An 18,391-nucleotide genomic window follows, 5' to 3' on the forward strand; every position below is an offset into this window, starting at 1 on the left:
CTATATATACAAGCCTGACTTTGCCTCTCAGGAAAAACGTCAGTTTTTGATACCCAAACTATAATTAACCCAAGACACTGCTTAAGGGACAACAATGACAATACAATTAAAAGCAAAGCAGGTTTCGATGCGGTTTAAAGATCGTGTCCTTTTTCATATTCCCAGTCTCACTATTGGCCCTAATGAAGCTGTGTACCTAAAAGGTGATAACGGCGTTGGTAAAACCACTCTACTAAAAATTCTTGCCGGACTTCTTAAGCCGACTTCCGGCACTATTGAACCACGCAGTCAGTCAATTGTTTCACGACTAATTAGTGGTTCTGGCCGAAAGGATGTTACCTATCTTCATCAGTCTCCCTATCTGTTTGATGGCACTGTCTATCAGAACGTCGTCTATGGTATTAAGCACAAACGCATCGACATTCACGATAAGCGCGCTGAAGTGATTTCTGCGTTGCGACTCGTTGGTTTAGAGACGTTAGCGGATGAGCATGTCTCTGTATTGTCTGGTGGTGAAAAGCAGCGGGTTGCGATGGCAAGAGCGTGGGTATTAAAACCGTCTATATTGCTGATGGATGAACCCAGCGCCTCTCTCGATCAAGAGTCGATTGAGCGCTTGGTCTTTATGGCACAAGACCTATTGGAACATGGTTCTAGCATCGTGGTGACCAGCCACCAAACCAACGCCCTCACCCGCTTGTGTCGAAAACAATGGTGGATTAAAGACTGCACCTTGATAGAATCACCGCTGCTTCAAATCATCGATAAAAAACAGAAAGATAAAGAGAGTATTTATGTTGCATCCAACTCAGACTAGTTGGGTTATTCTTGCTGGTGGACAAGCTTCTCGCATGGGAGGTAATGACAAAGGGTTAATTGAGTTCAATGGGAAGCCGCTTATTGAACATGTGATTGAACGCCTAAGCGCGCAAACCAATAACATCACTATCAATGCCAACCGAAACCAAGAGCGTTATCAACAATACGCCCCCGTCATTAGCGACTCGTATCCTGATTATCCCGGTCCGTTGGGTGGCATACATGCCGGACTTAAAAATTCAAACTCAGATTGGGTTGGTTTTGTACCTTGTGACAGTCCCTTTATTGATGCTGCGGTCGTAGAGCGATTCTGCCAATCTGTGACGGAGCAATCCGACATCCTAGTCGCTCACGACGGCGATTTTCATCAACCTGTATTCACTATGTTCCATAAACGTGTGCTTCCAAAACTAGAAGCCTTTTTGGAACGTGGCGATCGCAAAATCATCTTACTCTACAAAGAATGCCACACCGACTATGTCGACTTCTCAGACAGCCCCGAGTGTTTTGTGAACCTCAACACGCCGGAAGAATTGGCGAAACTTGCGACATCAAACGATCATCATTAAAGAGCGCACTATGACCATTAAGTCTACCAACAATGTTCCCCTTCTCGGTTTTGCAGCCTACAGTGGTACCGGTAAAACCACGTTACTTGAAGCCTTGCTGCCAAAGCTAACAGAAACTGGCCTGCGCATCGGTGTATTAAAACATGCTCACCACAATTTTGATGTCGATAAGCCAGGTAAAGACAGCTACCGCTTGAGAAAAGCTGGGGCGAGCCAGATGCTGATTTCATCTCGCAACCGTCACGCGCTTATGACTGAAACACCCGATGCTGAAGCGGATTTTGAACACTTGCTATCGCGATTTGACCATCAAGCACTCGACCTTATTTTGGTCGAAGGCTGTAAAAATATCGCTTTCCCGAAAATTGAGTTGAACCGCCAAGAAGTTGGAAAACCTTGGCTACACCCAAGCGATGACAATATTATCGCAATCGCTTCTGATAGTGAGCTTGATGTAGCAATCCCAACCATGAGCATCAATGATCTCGATGCTATCAAACAGTTCATCTTAGATTATGTGACATCGCGGAATGCAAGTTCACCAGTCGCTGCTGCTTGTTGCGATACACTTTCCCCTGCATTTCTATCTGTTGTGCAGGGACAGCAAAAGATACTAGAAGCCATATCTCCTATTGATGCGACAGAAACGATTACACTGGAACGCGCATACGGTCGCATACTGTCCGAAGATATCAGCTCGCCTATCAATGTTCCGGCTTACACCAACTCGGCGATGGATGGTTACGCTATTCGGGGCGAAGACATTGCTCATGAGCAATTTGATGTAGTAGCGAGCATTATGGCTGGGCACGGTTACGACAAAACTCTGACTAAAGGCCAAGCTGCCCAAATAATGACAGGCGCACCTATGCCGGAAGGCGCTGATACCGTGGTCATGCGTGAGCAAGCGATTGTAGACGGCGAGCGCGTTGGTTTTGCTAATGCCTCAATTAAATTGGGACAAAATGTTCGCCAAGCGGGTGAAGATTTGGCGGTAGGTCAATCCGTATTTACCACCGGGACATTAGTACAAGCACCAGAGATGGGTATGATTGCGTCTTTAGGCATGAATGCCGTTAAGGTAAAACGTGCACTGCGCGTTGCCGTATTCTCGACTGGGGATGAAGTGCAAGCACCAGGTACGCCCCTTAACGCCAACTCGATTTATGACTCGAACCGCTACACCATTATGGCCATGCTTCAAAAGCTTGGTTGTGAGATCGTTGACCTAGGTATTCTAGAAGATAATGAAGCCGTTATGGTGCAAGCCATTGTTGAAGCGAGCAAGAGTGCTGATCTTATTATTACGTCCGGTGGCGTCTCCGTGGGTGATGCCGACTTCATCAAAAATGTTTTAGAGAAACGTGGCAGTGTCGATTTCTGGCGTATTAATATGCGTCCAGGTCGCCCGCTTGCATTTGGTGACATCAGTGATGTGCCATTCTTCGGTCTTCCTGGTAATCCTGTTGCGGTCATGGTGTCGTTCATTAACTTTGTTGAGCCAGCCATTAAGAAAATGCAAGGTGTACTGAACTTTGAACCTCTTAAGGTACCGGCAATCGCGACAGAATCTCTGCGTTCACGTCAGGGTCGCACAGAGTTCAGCCGTGGGGTTTACGAAATCGATAGTCTTACAGGTCAGTTGAGCGTTAAAACAACCGGTAAACAAGGCTCTGGAATTCTGCGTTCAATGAGTGAGGCGAACTGTTTGATCGAAATCGCCCCGCATATCGATACAGTAAAACCGGGCGAAAGCGTGACAATCATCCCGCTTCAAGGCAGAATCTAGCGCTTAGATTTGTCAGGTAGCAATTTTAATAGGTAAACCTTATGGCTCGTACCATCATTTATGAATACAAAAACGAAGAGAAAACTCTGCTGTTTTCTTACCAGCAACATCGCAACATCCATGAGGCTGTCGCTGAAGCAGAAGGTATCGACCTGACAGAGTTTCTAAAGATGGAGCAACAAATTGAAGCCATCTCTGACACTAAAGCGGTTCGCAACTATCGTGACAACCACTTTAGAAAGCTTGGTTTTGGTAAGATCACGCTGATGCAGAAAGAAAACTTTGGTTTAGGCAAAAAGCCAAGACAAGACACCTAAAAAGCACTCTATTCGAAAACATCCAAACACCGAGCTGAAGCTCGGTGTTTTTTTATCCGTCATAAATCCTTCACGACACTCTTCGTTTTGCCACGCTAAACTCAAACTAATGTCATGAAATGCGTGGTATTTAACGAATCATGTTTGCTGCAACTCCAAGAGAGCTAGGTCATATCCATGAGTATGCCGAGCGCTACTCTGAACTGTCACTCTCAACTCTAACTCACATTGAGCATCAAGGTTTTGAGATGCCAATACAGCAGCTTTCTCTTGGCTCAAGTCACCCCTCTGCACCATGCTTGATCCTCACTGGATCGATCCATGGAGTCGAGCGTATTGGTAGCCAAATCATCTTGGCGTTCATTAGAAGCCTGCTAAAGCGTCGACAATGGGACAGCCAGTTGAATGATACACTCAATAAAATTCGTATCCTCACCGTGCCCGTAGTAAATCCCTGGGGCGTCGCACTAAAAACGCGCTCCAATCATCGTGGTGTGGATCTAATGCGCAATGCGCCTATCACTGCCAGTAACCCTCGCTATCAACTGCATGCAGGTCAAAGCATTAGCCCAAAGCTGCCTTGGTATCGAGGGAACAGTGCCAAAATGGAGCAAGAGCTAATCGCCGTTTCAAACAGCATTCTAAAGACCACACAGTCAGCGTCATCAACTATAGTGCTCGATTTACATAGTGGCTTTGGAACCAGAGATCGATTGTGGTTTCCATTTGCCCACCACAACCGTCCGCCAGAAACACTGCATCAGTTCTATTTAATTTACTCACAGTTTCGCAAAAGCTTCCCGCATTACGAGCTGTATCAGTTTGAACCTCAATGGCACCAATACACTACGCATGGCGACTTTTGGGACTGGATGTACTTACGCCACTATCAACAATCGACTTCGCCGTTCGTCCCACTCACATTAGAGCTGGGGTCTTGGCTCTGGGTTAAAAAGAACCCAATGCAATTGCTGAGCTTTAGCCAATTATTTCATCCCACTAAGCCACACCGAATTAAGCGCGTACAAAGAAGACATAGCACACTTCTAAGCTATTTAATGCAAGTTTTGTATAATGAGTTGTTAACACAGGTAAATAACAATGACCGTCTGATGCTGACGAAAAAGGCAAAAAAATTATGGTACCCATCGTATTAGTGAGAGGTTTACTACGTGAAGCAGGCCACTGGCATTTAATGGTGGATGCATTAAAGCGCCTTGACGACGAGCTACTCATCGTAACGCCTAATGTACCGGGAAATGGCTGTTTATATCAACAGACAAGCCCAATGAAAATAGAGCAGATGCTTGACCCTTTGCTTGAGCAACTACCCAAACAGTTCGAACGCTATCACGTTGTCGCCATATCCATGGGATCCATGTTGGCTTCTCACTGGGCGCATTTAGATAGCGATAAGGTTGCCAGTTTAACACTCATCAATCCAAGCTTTGCCCGATACAGTCCAATCCATGAACGCTTTAATCTCCGAGCTATTCCAAAACTGTTGAGCGCAAGGCTTCGCGGTCGAGATACCTTTGAAAAAGCGATTCTAGATGTCACCTTTCCTGATCATGTCACAAACCCAAGTATTTTGGCCTACCACCTCGCTCTAAACAGCAAGCACCCGGTTCGTTTTAGCAATGCTCTGCGTCAGTTGATAGCGGCAGCTAAGTTTGTCGGTCCTAATCAACCTCCATCCTGTCCTACTCAGGTTATTACCAGTAAGCATGATAAGTTAGTGCGTAGCCGAGCCGGGCAAGCTGTTGCCAGTAATTGGAATGTCCACCATCGTTCATTTTATAGTGATGCTCATGATCTACCGGCCGATTCACCCAACGAACTTGCCGACTATTTGTATCAATGGCTAAAAAAATTGAAACTCTAATGGAACTTGTGGCGCAAAAAGGCAACTAAATTCTCATTGAATCGCTACTATGCATTAAATGTTGAACGACTACCGGATCACGATGATTAAAACCCCAGTTACTTTCGCTCTAGCTGCAAGTTTACTTTTAACTTTGTCTGGCTGCGCCACTCATAACGAGTTCGCTTCGGAAGCAGATCTTCACTACCACAACCAGCAAGCGCGTGATTTTTGCAAACAGCTTAATGACGGAGCGGAGTATTATCAGTGCTTTGATCGATACATATTAAAAGCATCGTCAGTCACCGTACACAAATTGAATACCACCCAGCGCTCACTGCAACGAGCGATAGAAACCCGTTCGAGTTAATACTTAGAGCCACGTTAGACCGCAGGCTCCTCCATCAGCAGTTTCACGCCCAACCCAATCAAGACAACGCCGGTAGTCGCCTCCATCCATTGCGTAAATTTCGAACTCTTTAGCAGACATTTAGCCGAATTTAACATCCCAGACAACCCGCACTGCCAAAGCATAGCAATAACAAAGTGGATCGTCGCCATTAACATCGATTGTGCGAATGGAGAAAATTCTGGGTTAATAAATTGTGGGAGAAAGGCGAGATAAAACACGGCGGTTTTAGGGTTTAGCACATTAGATAGAAAACCTTCACGGAGAGAACGTTTACCAGAGACTTTGTTCACTACCGATTGTTCGACGGCCATAGACGATCCGTGTCTAAATGAACGCAAACTAGAAAGCCCTAGCCAAATCAGGTAGGCCGCACCGATTGCTTTAACCACTAAAAACAGCTCTGCAGATTGAGTCAAAACAACCGAAATGCCGAGTGCAGAAAACGTCGCATGGACAAACAGTCCTAGGCAAATCCCTAAGCTCGTAACGGCGCCATCTTGGAAACCACCACGTGTTGTGTTTCGAATCACTAACGCAGTGTCCAGTCCAGGAGTCAATGTGAGGATAGTGATAGCGACAATAAACGCTTCGAAGTTTTGAATGTGCATAGTTAATAACTGTTTTCTAGGACAATTACCTGATTCTGCTTCAACTCACCGCAAAAAGCGAATGTCTTTTAAGCGTTATATAGCATTAACCTTTTCGCAACTCATTGTTAATGTTAACGTATAGCCCTCGTTCATACGATAGGTCACAGACATGGAATACTACAATAAACTGGTTGAACACTATAAAACGATTGCTAATTTTGGCCACCTTTCGGCTATTTGTGGTTGGGATGCCGCGGCGATGATGCCCTCTGGTGGTAACCAAGCTCGCTCAGAAGCGATGGCTCAGCTGTCGTTACACATCCACCACCTATCCACCGCTCCACAGCTTGGCGAATGGTTTGATAGAGTTGAATCCGACTCCCTCGATGCAATGCAAAAGGCCAGCCTTTCTGAAATGCAACGACAGTGGCGTTTAACGACAGTAGTCCCTGAAGATCTTGTCAAAGCTAAATCACTAGCTGGCTCTAAGTGTGAGCATGCGTGGCGCACTCAGCGCGGCGAGAATGACTGGAGCGGCTTTTGTTCAAACTTCGAAGAGGTTGTGAACCTGTCTCAACAAGAAGCGCAAATTCGCGCAGAACAAGCCGGCCTAACACCTTATGATGCAATGCTCGACATCTATGAGCCTGGAGTGAACTCTGCTCAGCTCGATGAATTATTTGGCGACCTTATTTCATGGTTGCCAGATCTGACCCAACAAATCATTGAAAAGCAAAAGTCTGAATCAGTTTATACCACACAAGAAAGTTACTCGACCGCTCAGCAGAACGCACTCGGCTTAGAGATAATGAAGCTGCTGAACTTTGATTTTGAGCACGGCCGCCTTGATATCAGTTCACACCCATTCTGCGGCGGGGTACCGCAAGACGTGCGCATAACTACCAGATATGATGAGTCTGATTTTGTTCAATCTTTAATGGGTATTGTCCACGAAACAGGTCATGCTCGATATGAACAAGGCCTACCAACCGCCTACGCAGGCTTACCCGTTGGTGAAGCGCGCTCAATGGGTATTCATGAATCCCAATCGCTGTTTTTTGAAATGCAGTTAGGTCGTAGCGACGGTTTTATTCACCATCTATCGCCTTTGGCACAGAAGCATTTCGCTTCCAATGACGCTAAGGTGTTTGAACCAAGTAACCTGCAAAATATCTACACTCGAGTTCAACCGGGCTACATCCGCGTCGACGCCGATGAGCTAACCTACCCTGCTCACGTTATCCTACGCTATGAGATTGAACGTGATCTTATGAACGGTAAGATATCATACAAAGATATCCCAGAACTGTGGGATCAAAAAATGCAGCAGTACCTTGGTTTATCGACCAAAGGCAACTTCAAAGATGGCTGTATGCAAGACATTCACTGGACAGATGGCGCCTTCGGTTACTTCCCATCCTACACGCTTGGCGCTATGTATGCGGCTCAGTTTATGGCAGCAATGAAGCAAACCGTTAATGTCGATGAAGCGATTAAGAGCGGTGACCTAAACCCAATTTTTACTTGGTTAAGTGACAATATTTGGTCAAAAGGTAGTTCATTGTCGACTGAAGCTCTTGTTAAACAAGCGACGGGTGAGACGTTAAATGCACAGCACTTCCAGTCTCATTTAGTAAATCGATATTTGTAGTAGAAACGATACGCAGGTGTCGAAACACGTCTGCGTATAAATCTCTTTGACACCACGGCCAGCATTACCAACATCAATAACTAAGGCTTCTGTATTTCTGGCATTTATTGTTTCGCACAACAATTAAGCTATCGATTAATAAGACCCATTAAAAGGTTGGATTAATTGATGATAAGTATATTATTTGCCTGAACCTTTAAGTTATATGGAAATATTCCCTTGCGAAAACTTCTTATTATATTAGCAACGTCGTGTGCTAGTTTTGAGTCTCATGGATTTTGGAGTCTTGGTCTAAATGGTAGCATGACAGATGTAAATGGTGTCGCCAGCCACGGCTATGGTATTCATGGTAGCTTTCACATCTCCCCATACTTAGGATTTGAGCTTGGTTACAAAAAACTAGGTGAAGACCACTCCTCCGGGGTTGAGGTCTCCTATGACTCACTATCTTTTCTCGTACAGCCTAACTATCGGCTGTCTCTGTTTAATGTATATGCTAATTTGGGTACACATGTTTATGAGGGAGAGTCAGACCTTCAAGCGCAGTTTGTCTATGGTATCGGAGCAGAATTACCCATCTCAAATCAATTTACGTTGAGCACTGAATACAACTTCTATAATGTTGGTGCAACAGATATTGAAGCTTTAACTTTTAAAGCAAACTATTATTTTTAGGGTTTATGTCCGATGAAGATTAAAACACATCATAAACACCTATTAGATAGTGCAATCATATTATCTTTTTCCACTACGATGCTGCTTGGATGCTTGGGTATTACTGAAGAGACAGAAGGCGTTGTAGAACCAGAAGAGTTGGTGAATTTACTCACTAGCTCAAATAAAGCAGTCAATGGAAATCCGGGGTTGTGGGGTAACGATGCAAATACAACAGTGCGTTTTGATACCAGCTCGGATATTCCTGTCTACTTCGTCAGCAATGGTGGAGGAATGGTACCGGATGTTATTCAAGAATCAGTTAACGTAATGAGCAATCAACTTGGTGTTCGATTTTCAAAGTTTGTTGTTCTTGATGAAGATCTAAGTCAGTATCGAGACAACAACTATCCAAACCAAAACGTCGGAAACTACCGTTTTAGCAAAGGCGCATTTCAATCAAAACATGGCATCAATGGAGGTATCGTATTTGCTATCGATACTGCATTCTATTCTCACCAATATTCGTTCAGTCCATCGACTATGTGTGCTAACGCAAGTCATGCGCCCTATGATGGTGGGATGGCTATCGACATCGACTACAATACGCAAACCTACCAGTCAGATACATTGCTGTGGGTGAACCTGGGTAACCGCCAATGTAGCTGGGATAAAGCCATTGTACTGCATGAAATGGCGCACGTTTTGGGACTGTTCCAACACTTTGAGTACTATGGCTCTTGGAATACGACCTCCATGGCCGTACTAAAACTCCTTTATAGAAACCATCCTGGTACACCTTTCCATTCCTTATCCATGTAGGTCGGTATTTACAACAAAGGCGACATTTTTGTCGCCTTTGTAAATCTTAACCACGTTTAGTAACGCTTAGAAAATATGAAGCGTTGCGTTGATGGTGAAACTATCTAGATCTTTATCGTTTGAGAACGATGTCTTAATGCCGTTAAAACGCTGCCAGCTCGCACCCACAGAAAGCATGTCTGTTACGAAGTACTCAGCACCTACGCCGTACATGAAGTCAGTACCGCTGTCGCTGCCGTTTAGGTTGCCTTTGTAATCCGCGTTGTAGTAGTGGAAACCACCTTTTGCGTATAGCTGGATTGGACCGATATCGATACTCGGCTTAAGTGCCGCATACCATGAGCCCATCTCCGCGTAACCTGTGCTGTTACCTTCAGCCATATCGTAGTTACCGTGCTTCCAGTAACCACCTTCAATACCGATGATAGGTAGGATACCGGTACCCACATGGAAACCCATTGGTGTGTCGCTGTTACCATTGTAGTCTGCACGACCTGCAGAAACACCACCATACAACCAAGCATCTGCAAACGCAGATGTTGAGGCACCAACAAGCGCAAGCGCTAAAAGTGTCTTTTTCATTTGTAACCTTCTTGTTTAATAGAATGCGGCGAATCCAATCAAAGCCACCGCGGAGCTTTATATATCACACACTATATCTCTTGAGAAACTCATCCGTTTTAATTTTTGGTAAAACCTGACGGATTCTCAGAGACATAGATCAAAATTCTTGAAGCTAACCCAGTAAATAGCGATTAACAGGCATCGATAGCGTTTAACACTCGTTTATCCGACACAGGGTATGGCGTACCAAGCTGCTGAGCGAAATAACTGACACGCAGCTCTTCGAGCATCCAACGGATCTCTTTGACGTTTTCCGGTATTTTCATGCCTTTCGGGATCTTGTTAAGCAGCTCTTTGTAATCCTGTGTTACTGATTCCACTTTTAGCATGTGCATGCGGTCTCGGTTTGGATCGATCGGTAGCTTTTCCATGCGTTTTTCAATGGCTTTAAGGTAGCGAAGAATATCTGGCAGACGTTTCCAGCCACACTCCGTTGCAAAGCCTTTGAAGATCAAACCCTCAACCTGAGCTTTAATGTCGGAAAGGGCGAAGGCCATTGTCAAATCAACGCGACCCTTGAGCTTTTTAGTGATATTAAACGCCGTAGTAAGAATGGTTTCAACCTGCTTGGCAATATCAACTACCGTGTCACCCAACTCGGCTCTTACGTGCTCTTTTAACTGCTCGAACTTGTCAGCATCCCAGACAAGACCACCCTGTCCTTCAATGAGCTTGTCGATACCGCACGCTATACAGTCATCAATTAAGTCTAACACTTTACCGTAAGGGTTAAAATACAAACCGAGCTTAGATTTGTTCGGTAAGTTGGTGTGCAAGTATTTAATTGGAGAAGGTACGTTAAGCAGCAGAAGTCGACGCTGACCTTCTTTCATGACCTGCTCTTGTTCTACCTCGGTCTCAAACAGCTTAATCTCAACGCTGTCTTTGTTATCCACCAGCGCTGGGTATGCTTTGACATCAAAACCACCACGTTTCTGAGAATACACTTTTGGTAGTTCACCAAAACTCCACGTGTGCAGGCCTTGCTGCTCAATATCATCATCAGCCACTTTAGACAGTGTGGCTTGGACTTTATCTTTCAAGCTTTCTTTCAGCTCATAAAGATTCCGATTCTCTTTCAGCTTACGATTGCGATGATCCACTGCGCGGAATGTAATGCGCAGGTGTTCAGGTAACTGGTCAAGTTTCCAATCATCACGAAGCACTTCAACACCCGTCATTCGACGTAGCTCTTTTTCCAGCGAATCGAGTAGCGGAGCTTCCATCGGCGTAGCACGAGCGAGGAAGGCATCGGCATAGTTTGGTGCCGGTACAAAGTTCTTACGCAGCGTTTTTGGTAGCGCTTTGATAAGACTTACTATCAATTCATGACGCAAACCTGGGATCTGCCAATCAAAACCATCTTGGTCAATCTGGTTCAAAATTGGAAGTGGGATATGTACGGTCACACCATCGTTATCTTCGCCCGGCTCAAACTGATAGCTTAACTTCAGTTTGAAACCACCTTGGTGCCAGAAGTTCGGATAATCTAAGTCCGTAACGTGGCTAGCATCGCCCTTAAACAGCATCTCTTTTTCAAAATTAAGGAGCTCTTTGTTTTGCTGACTTGCTTTCTTCCACCAAGTATCAAAGTGTTTACCGGACACGACCTCCGTTCCAACGCGCTGATCGTAGAATTCAAACAGTTCATCATCATCGACCAAGATGTCGCGGCGACGTGATTTGTGCTCTAACTCTTCGACTTCTTGGAGCAGTTTTCGATTTTGCTTAAAGAATGCGTGCTTGGTTTCCCAATCGCCTTCTACTAAGGCACTGCGAACAAACAACTCACGACTAATTACTGGATCGATGGCACCGTAGCTGACCAAGCGTTTAGGAACAATCGGTACCCCATAAAGCATCACTTTTTCGTGTGCCATGACCGCAGCACGTTTTTTAGACCAATGTGGCTCACTGTAACTACGCTTGATTAGATGCTTAGCGACCGGCTCAATCCATTCTGGTTGGATCTTGGCAATAATACGACCCCAAAGCTTGGACGTTTCCACCAGCTCTGCCGACATGATCCATTTCGGTTGCTTCTTAAACAAACCAGAAGCAGGGAAAATATGGAAACGAGCGTTACGTGCACCTTGATACTCGTTTTTCTCTTGGTCTTTGACACCAATATGCGATAACAATCCAACAAGAAGTGCACTGTGAACAGCTTGGTAGTTGCCTGGCTCTTGATTGAGCTTGGCATCCATTTCACGCATTGCTTGATGAATTTGGAAATAAACGTCCTGCCATTCACGAACGCGCAAGTAGTTCAGAAAATCCTGTTTACATTGCTTGCGGAACTGGTTTCCAGACAGCGTTTTTTGCTGCTTTTGGATGTAATCCCATACATTCACAAACGTTAAGAAGTCAGACTCCTTGTCGAAAAAACGGCGATGCTTGTCATCAGAAGATTGCTGTTTATCGCTTGGACGTTCGCGTGGGTCTTGGATAGATAGCGCCGATGCAATCACCATCACTTCTTTCAAACAACCAAGACGCGGTGCTTCAATCACCATACGAGCAAGTCGTGGGTCAATGGGTAAGCGCGCTAGCTGACGACCAATTGCTGTCAGGCGTTTTTTGGGATCTTTGGCTTTATCGTTAATAGCACCTAGCTCTTCAAGAAGACGCACACCGTCTTGGATGTTGCGTTTATCTGGCGCTTCAACGAATGGGAACGCTTCAATATCGCCAAGACCTAACGCCGTCATTTGAAGGATAACCGATGCCAAGTTGGTTCGTAGGATTTCTGGATCAGTAAACTCTGGACGCGATTCAAAGTCTTCCTCAGAGTACAAACGAATACAGATGCCTTCTTCAACACGACCACAACGACCTTTACGCTGGTTCGCACTCGCTTGCGACACTGGTTCAATCGGTAGACGCTGAACCTTAGTACGATAGCTATAGCGACTGATACGCGCAGTACCCGGATCAATAACGTATTTGATGCCAGGAACGGTCAATGACGTTTCAGCGACGTTAGTGGCGAGAACAATACGACGACCCGCATGAGGCTGGAAGATTTTATTTTGCTCACCGGCCGATAGGCGCGCATACAAAGGCACGATTTCGGTATCACGAAGATTACGTTTACTCAGCGCATCCGCGGTATCACGAATTTCACGTTCGCCGTTCATGAAGATTAGGATATCACCCAGCCCTTCATCACACAGTTCATCAACCGCTTCAAAAATACCCTCTAGCTGATCACGATCGGTATCGTCATCGCCACGCAATGGACGGTAGCGGGTATCCACTGGATAGGTTCGACCCGACACTTCGATAATTGGTGCATTGTTAAAGTGCTTTGAGAAGCGCTCTGGATCGATGGTCGCAGAAGTGATGATTACCTTCAGATCGGGACGCTTTGGTAGTAATTCACGCAAGTAACCAAGAATAAAATCAATGTTTAGACTGCGCTCGTGCGCTTCATCGATAATGATGGTGTCGTATTGATTTAAGAAACGGTCGTGCTGGATCTCAGCCAGTAAGATACCGTCTGTCATCAACTTAATTTGGGTGTTGTCAGAAATCTGATCGTTGAATCGTACTTTATAACCAACAAACTCACCCAAAGAGGTTTCCATCTCTTCGGCGATACGGTTCGCTACCGAGCGTGCAGCAAGGCGCCTTGGCTGCGTATGGCCAATTAGGCCAAATTTGCCGCGCCCAAGCTCTGAGCAGATTTTTGGCAGCTGAGTTGTCTTACCTGACCCCGTTTCACCAGCAACGATAACCACTTGGTTTTCTTCAATTGCTTTGGCAATGTCGTCTTTCTTTTGACTGACCGGAAGTAACTCGGGGTACTCGATGTGTTTTGATTGATTAGCGCGCTGCTCACCTTCCATCATCGATTTTGCGATATCTACGGCGATTTCATCGAATACGGCGGCTTGAGCCTCAGGCTTCTTAATTTTTGCTGCGCCAGCAATACGTTTACTCAGGCGAAAACGGTCGCGGATCATGCAGTCTTTTAATGCTTTTTTCAGTGACTGAGCGTTGTTCGCTTGAGCCTTGGCTGGCTGATTTGATTGTTGTGAGGAAGTCAAAACATTCCCTGCTATTTTTCTTATTTAAAACTGGCGAGATTGTAGCACAGCTACCAACCTTGGGTTAACTGACGCGCCAACAAAAAAGCTCCGCTTTCGCGGAGCTTTAGTAACAGTTTTTGATTTAGTATCAAGGTTCAGTTTAGCAACAATATTCAGCTTAGAAGTGATATTGCAGGTAAACCGTGCTGTAGTTACTACCGCCTTTGATACGACCAAACTGAGAAGACGCTTCAAAGATAGCACTGCGGTGGTGTAGAGAATAACCTAACCACAAATCTTCAAGCTCTGGCTTGCGAATTAAAGAACCAATGCTGAGATCGTAAGAGATATCGATATAGTTCATTAGATGACTCGCACGCTTCTCTTTCTTATCCATCTCTTGCTGCTCGATATGAGTAATGTTGTCGATGTACGACAGACCGTTACCCACACCTAAGCGCATTTTAATTGGCCATTCAATCGTGTAGTACGCCTTAATCAGAGTGACAAACTCTGTTGCACCGTTCTGCACTTCTGAGCTCCAGTGATGTGCGATACCTGGGCTTAGATAGATGTCCAGTGGTAAACCAAACAACTCGTCTGTCAAAGGATGACCATAGAACACCGATGATACTTGGTTGTTATAAGGGTCACGTTTGCCATTAAAGGTCAGGATGTCACCCATGTCTGATGGCGACGCCCAACCATGAGCAACTCGAACATAAGGCTTAGTGCTGATGTCGCGGCTTACTTGTTTCGCTTTAGAGGTACTCTTTTTCTTCTCATTGAAGAAGCCAACACCCACGAACACTTCACCTTCAAAGCGCTCTTTGATGACTGATGAGTGATACGCTTGGTTATCCAACATACGAATATTAGTAGAGCCCAACAAGTACAAGTTAGATGTAACGTGATAACGAGCATCCACACCCATAGCGTAATCCACGCCACCGCCTAGGTTATCAACCGTGTCACGGTAAGTACCGTAGTATTGCGTATTAAAATCCGCATCTTTAAAACGCAGTGTTACGTTAGGACGAACTTCTAAGTCGCCATAATCTAACAAACCTTGAAGTCTAAAGTTGGCGTGAAATCGGTCTTCTCCATCCGTCATCAACTCAGCATCATAGTGCCAAACTGGATCAAAGTTATAACGCATTTGCAAACCGTAGTCTGCTGTGTCACCACCCACTGCGTTTTGTTCATCTGCGGGTATGTCGATATGTCGCATACGTGTGATCGCATTGAACTCTAATTGTTTATCATCCGTTTTATAGAGGTGGGCACCTGCCATGGTACCGTCAAGAAAGACATAGTCGTTCTTAAAGAACATCATCGGAATAAAGGTGCTAACAGTGGTGTCGCCCCCTTTTGTATCAAAAGGAACGTTGGCTGTACGCCACATTGCTGCAATACCCCATTCCGCTTCTTGCGCTTGCGATTCGGCTTGAACAACAGGGGATGTGATCAATGCTGCCGTAATCGCTAACGCGAGATTTTTCTTAATCATGTCTTGCAGTTTCTCCAACTGGAATAGTTATCAATCAGTAAATCGAATTAAGGGTACGTATATTGGCTAACTAATCACTCAGTATGTCTGGCTTCGTTGTAAAGTCTCTGCCAGTTTTTTTACTACTGTGCCGACCAACGCTATCTCTAAAGTGAAGAGTTGTTATATTATGTTGTTATTACACTTAATGTGTCACTAAACTGTGATTATTGAATATAGACTAATAAATAACCAACAGTTATCAAAGGCATAGTTTCCACTATTTAGACCTATCGTGAAAGTAGAAAAATTAAAAAATATCCTCAATAATTTACCAAAAGACCAAAATATTCAAATTGTCACCGGAGAGAAGTGGCTTCCTGAGCAATTGGTCAGTACTGAGCTCGATAACAATCTGTTATTTCTAGAGTTTGATAACGCCCCTGATGAAGGGGAACAAGCGATTGAAGCGCGTGGGTTCGTTGAGCACGAAGTAGAATTGCTTCGCCAGCGTCTCGGTCAAATCGTTGAACAAAGTGACGACCCGTCTCAATTATTAGACGCACTCACAGGATTTTTTGTTGTCGGGCACGAAGCGACAAGCGCGGAGTTCATTGAAATGCTAGAGCAGATGCAGCCGAATGACGATACCCTAGTTCATAGCGCCTGATGACATTATTGAAAAGGTGATTAGATCTGTATGACGACACTGCCCTCTCTATTAGCCGGTCCGGTTCTACGCCGCACTAACCGAAAAGAATTTACACTATGGTTTGCCACCTCGGTCGAACCAAGTTCACTTAGGCTTGATCTATGGGCGGAACAATGTCGTTCATATCCGTTTCCTAAAACGCAATGTGTACGGCTCAGTCCGAAACTTTGGCTGGTCAACTTTACTATCCAGCACCTACTGCCAACCCAAGACCTTATCAGCTACGATATTGTAGAAGCTGAAACCGGGATTTCTGTTCTACCAGAAGATATTCGCTACGCGGAACATCCTCATATCAAGGTACAGCTCACCGATACTGCTGACCATATCTTGCATGGCTCGTGTCGAAACCCGCACCATCAAAGCGCTGATAGCTTAGTGATGCTCGACGATCGAGTTAGCTGCGACATCGCAAAAAAACAAGACTCGGACACACCGGATTTACTGCTACTCACTGGTGATCAAATATACGCTGACCATATTGCAGGCCCCACCCTAGCAAGTATTCAGAAAGTCATAGAGCTATTAGCACTCCCTAACGAGCTATTCGAGCAAAGTTCGCTTGCGGATAGCAGTGCGCTTCACAGTGGCGAAATTGGGCTGTATGACCGCGATAGACTGCTTCCACACTACCAAGATTCAACAAGCCGCCTTAAAAAATTCCTAAATCAGCAGCAGGCCGCAATCTTCAGCTCGCGTGATTGCGAAAACCACCTGATCAGTTTTTCAGAGTTCATTGCGATGTATCTTCTCAATTGGTCCCCCGAACTGTGGAAAGCGATAGACTTTGACACTCTAGAGCCTGAAGTTATCGCCGATGAACACATGGAGACATGGAGACATGGACGAAGGAGAAAGAAACCCTTCGAGATTTTGTGCAAGGCTTACCTAAAGTAAGACGATTGCTCGCGCACATTCCGACCTACATGATTTTTGACGATCATGATGTGACAGATGACTGGAACTTGACGGTGGGATGGGAAAAAGCGGCTTATGAACACCCGTTTTCCAAACAAATCATAGGTAACGCGCTGTTTAGTTACCTACTCTGTCAGGCATGGGGAAATAATCCAAAACAGATGGAAGCTGACTGGAGCGGTGAACTCGACGCTTTTTTCTCTGAAGCGACAAGCGACAACTCGAATACATCGTATCTTAACCAAATCCAGCACAAAGAGCTTATTACCACACTGTTGCGCTATGAAAATTGGCACTACACGTTGGATTCTCACCCTAAAGTTGTGGTGCTCGATACCAGAACCCGTCGCTGGCGCTCAGAATCGAAAATGAATAAGCCATCCGGTCTTATGGACTGGGAGGGAATGGTGGAGTTTCAGCAAGAGCTACTAGGACTGGACTCCGTTGTCGTGGTGTCCCCTGCACCTATGTTTGGCGTCAAGTTCATCGAAACTTTGCAAGCAGCGGCGACGAAGCTCGGTAACCCACTTATCATCGATGCAGAGAACTGGATGGCGCACCCAGGAAGCGCCAATACATTGCTATCAATTTTTACCCACAGCAAAACACCTGAGAACTTCGTCATTCTCTCCGGCGATGTTCACTATTCGTTTGTCTATGACGTGAAGCTGCGATTCAAACAGAGTGATTCGCATATCTATCAAATCACCTGCAGTGGCATAAAAAACGAGTTTCCAGAGCCTTTACTCACCGTATGCGATTGGCTCGATAAGTGGCTGTACACACCTCGTTCACCACTCAACTGGTTTACCAAACGTAAACGCCTTAAAGTGTTTAAGCGAAAACCACAACCGAGCGAGCACAATCGATTAGTCAATCGAAGTGGTATCGGCCTGGTTAAACTCGACCCTTTTGGCAAGCCCGCTCACATTTCCGTGCTCCACGGTGACGGCAGTCAAACAGAGTTTCCTGAAACTTATTCTGAAGACTAAACTCTAAATACTTATCACTTTGCTTATGATCCAACTTGTGATCCGTAGTTGCGGTCACCATGTAATTACTGAAGTGACTACACTCATTTAGTGAATTGAAGTCATTATCGTCATTCAGCCAATAGTCAGGTACGC

At 45.2% G+C, this 18,391-nt stretch carries 14 protein-coding genes and 1 pseudogene; 11 read left to right on the forward strand and 4 right to left on the reverse strand.

From position 1 onward, the window contains the following. Window positions 1-94: 94 nt before the first annotated feature. From PG915_RS08960 to PG915_RS08985, 6 genes are all read left to right on the forward strand, one after another. Entirely contained in the window at window positions 95-817 is a 723-nt protein-coding gene (locus PG915_RS08960) for an energy-coupling factor ABC transporter ATP-binding protein (RefSeq protein ID WP_353496211.1), read from the forward strand. Beyond that, window positions 795-1,388, forward strand: coding sequence for a molybdenum cofactor guanylyltransferase MobA (gene mobA / locus PG915_RS08965; protein WP_353496212.1), 594 nt, complete (start codon window positions 795-797; stop codon window positions 1,386-1,388). The genes PG915_RS08960 and mobA overlap by 23 nt, the downstream gene beginning before the upstream one ends. 16 nt (window positions 1,389-1,404) lie before the next feature. Next, window positions 1,405-3,177, forward strand: a complete 1,773-nt coding sequence (locus PG915_RS08970; protein ID WP_353498696.1) for a bifunctional molybdopterin-guanine dinucleotide biosynthesis adaptor protein MobB/molybdopterin molybdotransferase MoeA — start codon at window positions 1,405-1,407, stop codon at window positions 3,175-3,177. 41 nt (window positions 3,178-3,218) lie between these two features. Then, window positions 3,219-3,494, forward strand: a complete 276-nt coding sequence (locus PG915_RS08975; protein ID WP_353496213.1) for a DUF2960 domain-containing protein — start codon at window positions 3,219-3,221, stop codon at window positions 3,492-3,494. Between the two features lie 140 nt (window positions 3,495-3,634). Beyond that, complete coding sequence (locus PG915_RS08980; protein WP_353496214.1) at window positions 3,635-4,651, forward strand: DUF2817 domain-containing protein; 1,017 nt, start codon at window positions 3,635-3,637, stop codon at window positions 4,649-4,651. After that, on the forward strand, window positions 4,633-5,379 hold the full coding sequence (locus PG915_RS08985) for an alpha/beta fold hydrolase (protein WP_353496215.1): 747 nt from the start codon (window positions 4,633-4,635) through the stop codon (window positions 5,377-5,379). Before PG915_RS08980 ends, PG915_RS08985 begins: the two co-directional genes overlap by 19 nt. A gap of 363 nt (window positions 5,380-5,742) precedes the next feature. Here the strand turns inward: PG915_RS08985 and PG915_RS08990 are convergent, their stop codons facing one another. Then, complete coding sequence (locus tag PG915_RS08990) at window positions 5,743-6,378, reverse strand: LysE family translocator (RefSeq protein WP_353496216.1); 636 nt, start codon at window positions 6,376-6,378, stop codon at window positions 5,743-5,745. A gap of 151 nt (window positions 6,379-6,529) precedes the next feature. Between PG915_RS08990 and PG915_RS08995 the strand changes: the two genes are divergently transcribed. The 3 genes from PG915_RS08995 (at window position 6,530) to PG915_RS09005 (ending at window position 9,487) form a co-directional block, all read left to right on the forward strand. Continuing rightward, on the forward strand, window positions 6,530-8,011 hold the full coding sequence (locus PG915_RS08995; RefSeq protein ID WP_353496217.1) for a carboxypeptidase M32: 1,482 nt from the start codon (window positions 6,530-6,532) through the stop codon (window positions 8,009-8,011). Between the two features lie 219 nt (window positions 8,012-8,230). Continuing rightward, window positions 8,231-8,686 carry an outer membrane beta-barrel protein gene (locus tag PG915_RS09000; RefSeq protein ID WP_353496218.1) on the forward strand — a complete coding sequence of 152 codons (456 nt, stop codon included), beginning with the start codon at window positions 8,231-8,233 and terminating at the stop codon, window positions 8,684-8,686. Between the two features lie 12 nt (window positions 8,687-8,698). Further along, complete coding sequence (locus PG915_RS09005; protein WP_353496219.1) at window positions 8,699-9,487, forward strand: hypothetical protein; 789 nt, start codon at window positions 8,699-8,701, stop codon at window positions 9,485-9,487. Window positions 9,488-9,553: 66 nt separating this feature from the next. On the opposite strand, the gene PG915_RS09010 is transcribed toward PG915_RS09005, so the two are convergent. The 3 genes from PG915_RS09010 to PG915_RS09020 form a co-directional block, all read right to left on the reverse strand. After that, entirely contained in the window at window positions 9,554-10,069 is a 516-nt protein-coding gene (locus PG915_RS09010) for a porin family protein (RefSeq protein WP_353496220.1), read from the reverse strand. Between the two features lie 173 nt (window positions 10,070-10,242). Further along, complete coding sequence (hrpA, locus tag PG915_RS09015; protein ID WP_353496221.1) at window positions 10,243-14,163, reverse strand: ATP-dependent RNA helicase HrpA; 3,921 nt, start codon at window positions 14,161-14,163, stop codon at window positions 10,243-10,245. A gap of 160 nt (window positions 14,164-14,323) precedes the next feature. Continuing rightward, on the reverse strand, window positions 14,324-15,655 hold the full coding sequence (locus PG915_RS09020; RefSeq protein WP_353496222.1) for a MipA/OmpV family protein: 1,332 nt from the start codon (window positions 15,653-15,655) through the stop codon (window positions 14,324-14,326). A gap of 274 nt (window positions 15,656-15,929) precedes the next feature. Between PG915_RS09020 and PG915_RS09025 the strand changes: the two genes are divergently transcribed. Together PG915_RS09025 and PG915_RS09030 are read left to right on the forward strand one after the other, a co-directional pair. After that, a complete protein-coding gene (locus tag PG915_RS09025) occupies window positions 15,930-16,304 on the forward strand; it encodes a hypothetical protein (RefSeq protein WP_353496223.1) in 375 nt (124 codons plus the stop codon). A 30-nt stretch (window positions 16,305-16,334) separates the two neighbouring features. Beyond that, a pseudogene (locus PG915_RS09030) lies at window positions 16,335-18,256 on the forward strand (alkaline phosphatase D family protein). The last annotated feature ends 135 nt before the right edge of the window (window positions 18,257-18,391 follow it).

It is taken from the genome of Vibrio sp. CB1-14 (assembly GCF_040412085.2).
GTDB classification, from domain to species: Bacteria; Pseudomonadota; Gammaproteobacteria; order Enterobacterales; family Vibrionaceae; genus Vibrio; species Vibrio chaetopteri.

Excerpts from the sequence above, each read along its gene's own strand:
- PG915_RS08960 (WP_353496211.1), top strand. The coding sequence starts at position 95 with ATGACAATACAATTAAAAGCAAAGCAGGTTTCGATGCGGTTTAAAGAT.
- mobA (WP_353496212.1), top strand. The coding sequence starts at position 795 with ATGTTGCATCCAACTCAGACTAGTTGGGTTATTCTTGCTGGTGGACAA.
- PG915_RS08975 (WP_353496213.1), top strand. The coding sequence starts at position 3,219 with ATGGCTCGTACCATCATTTATGAATACAAAAACGAAGAGAAAACTCTG.
- PG915_RS08980 (WP_353496214.1), top strand. The coding sequence starts at position 3,635 with ATGTTTGCTGCAACTCCAAGAGAGCTAGGTCATATCCATGAGTATGCC.
- PG915_RS08985 (WP_353496215.1), top strand. The coding sequence starts at position 4,633 with ATGGTACCCATCGTATTAGTGAGAGGTTTACTACGTGAAGCAGGCCAC.
- PG915_RS08990 (WP_353496216.1), bottom strand. The coding sequence starts at position 6,378 with ATGCACATTCAAAACTTCGAAGCGTTTATTGTCGCTATCACTATCCTC.
- PG915_RS08995 (WP_353496217.1), top strand. The coding sequence starts at position 6,530 with ATGGAATACTACAATAAACTGGTTGAACACTATAAAACGATTGCTAAT.
- PG915_RS09005 (WP_353496219.1), top strand. The coding sequence starts at position 8,699 with ATGAAGATTAAAACACATCATAAACACCTATTAGATAGTGCAATCATA.
- PG915_RS09010 (WP_353496220.1), bottom strand. The coding sequence starts at position 10,069 with ATGAAAAAGACACTTTTAGCGCTTGCGCTTGTTGGTGCCTCAACATCT.
- PG915_RS09020 (WP_353496222.1), bottom strand. The coding sequence starts at position 15,655 with ATGATTAAGAAAAATCTCGCGTTAGCGATTACGGCAGCATTGATCACA.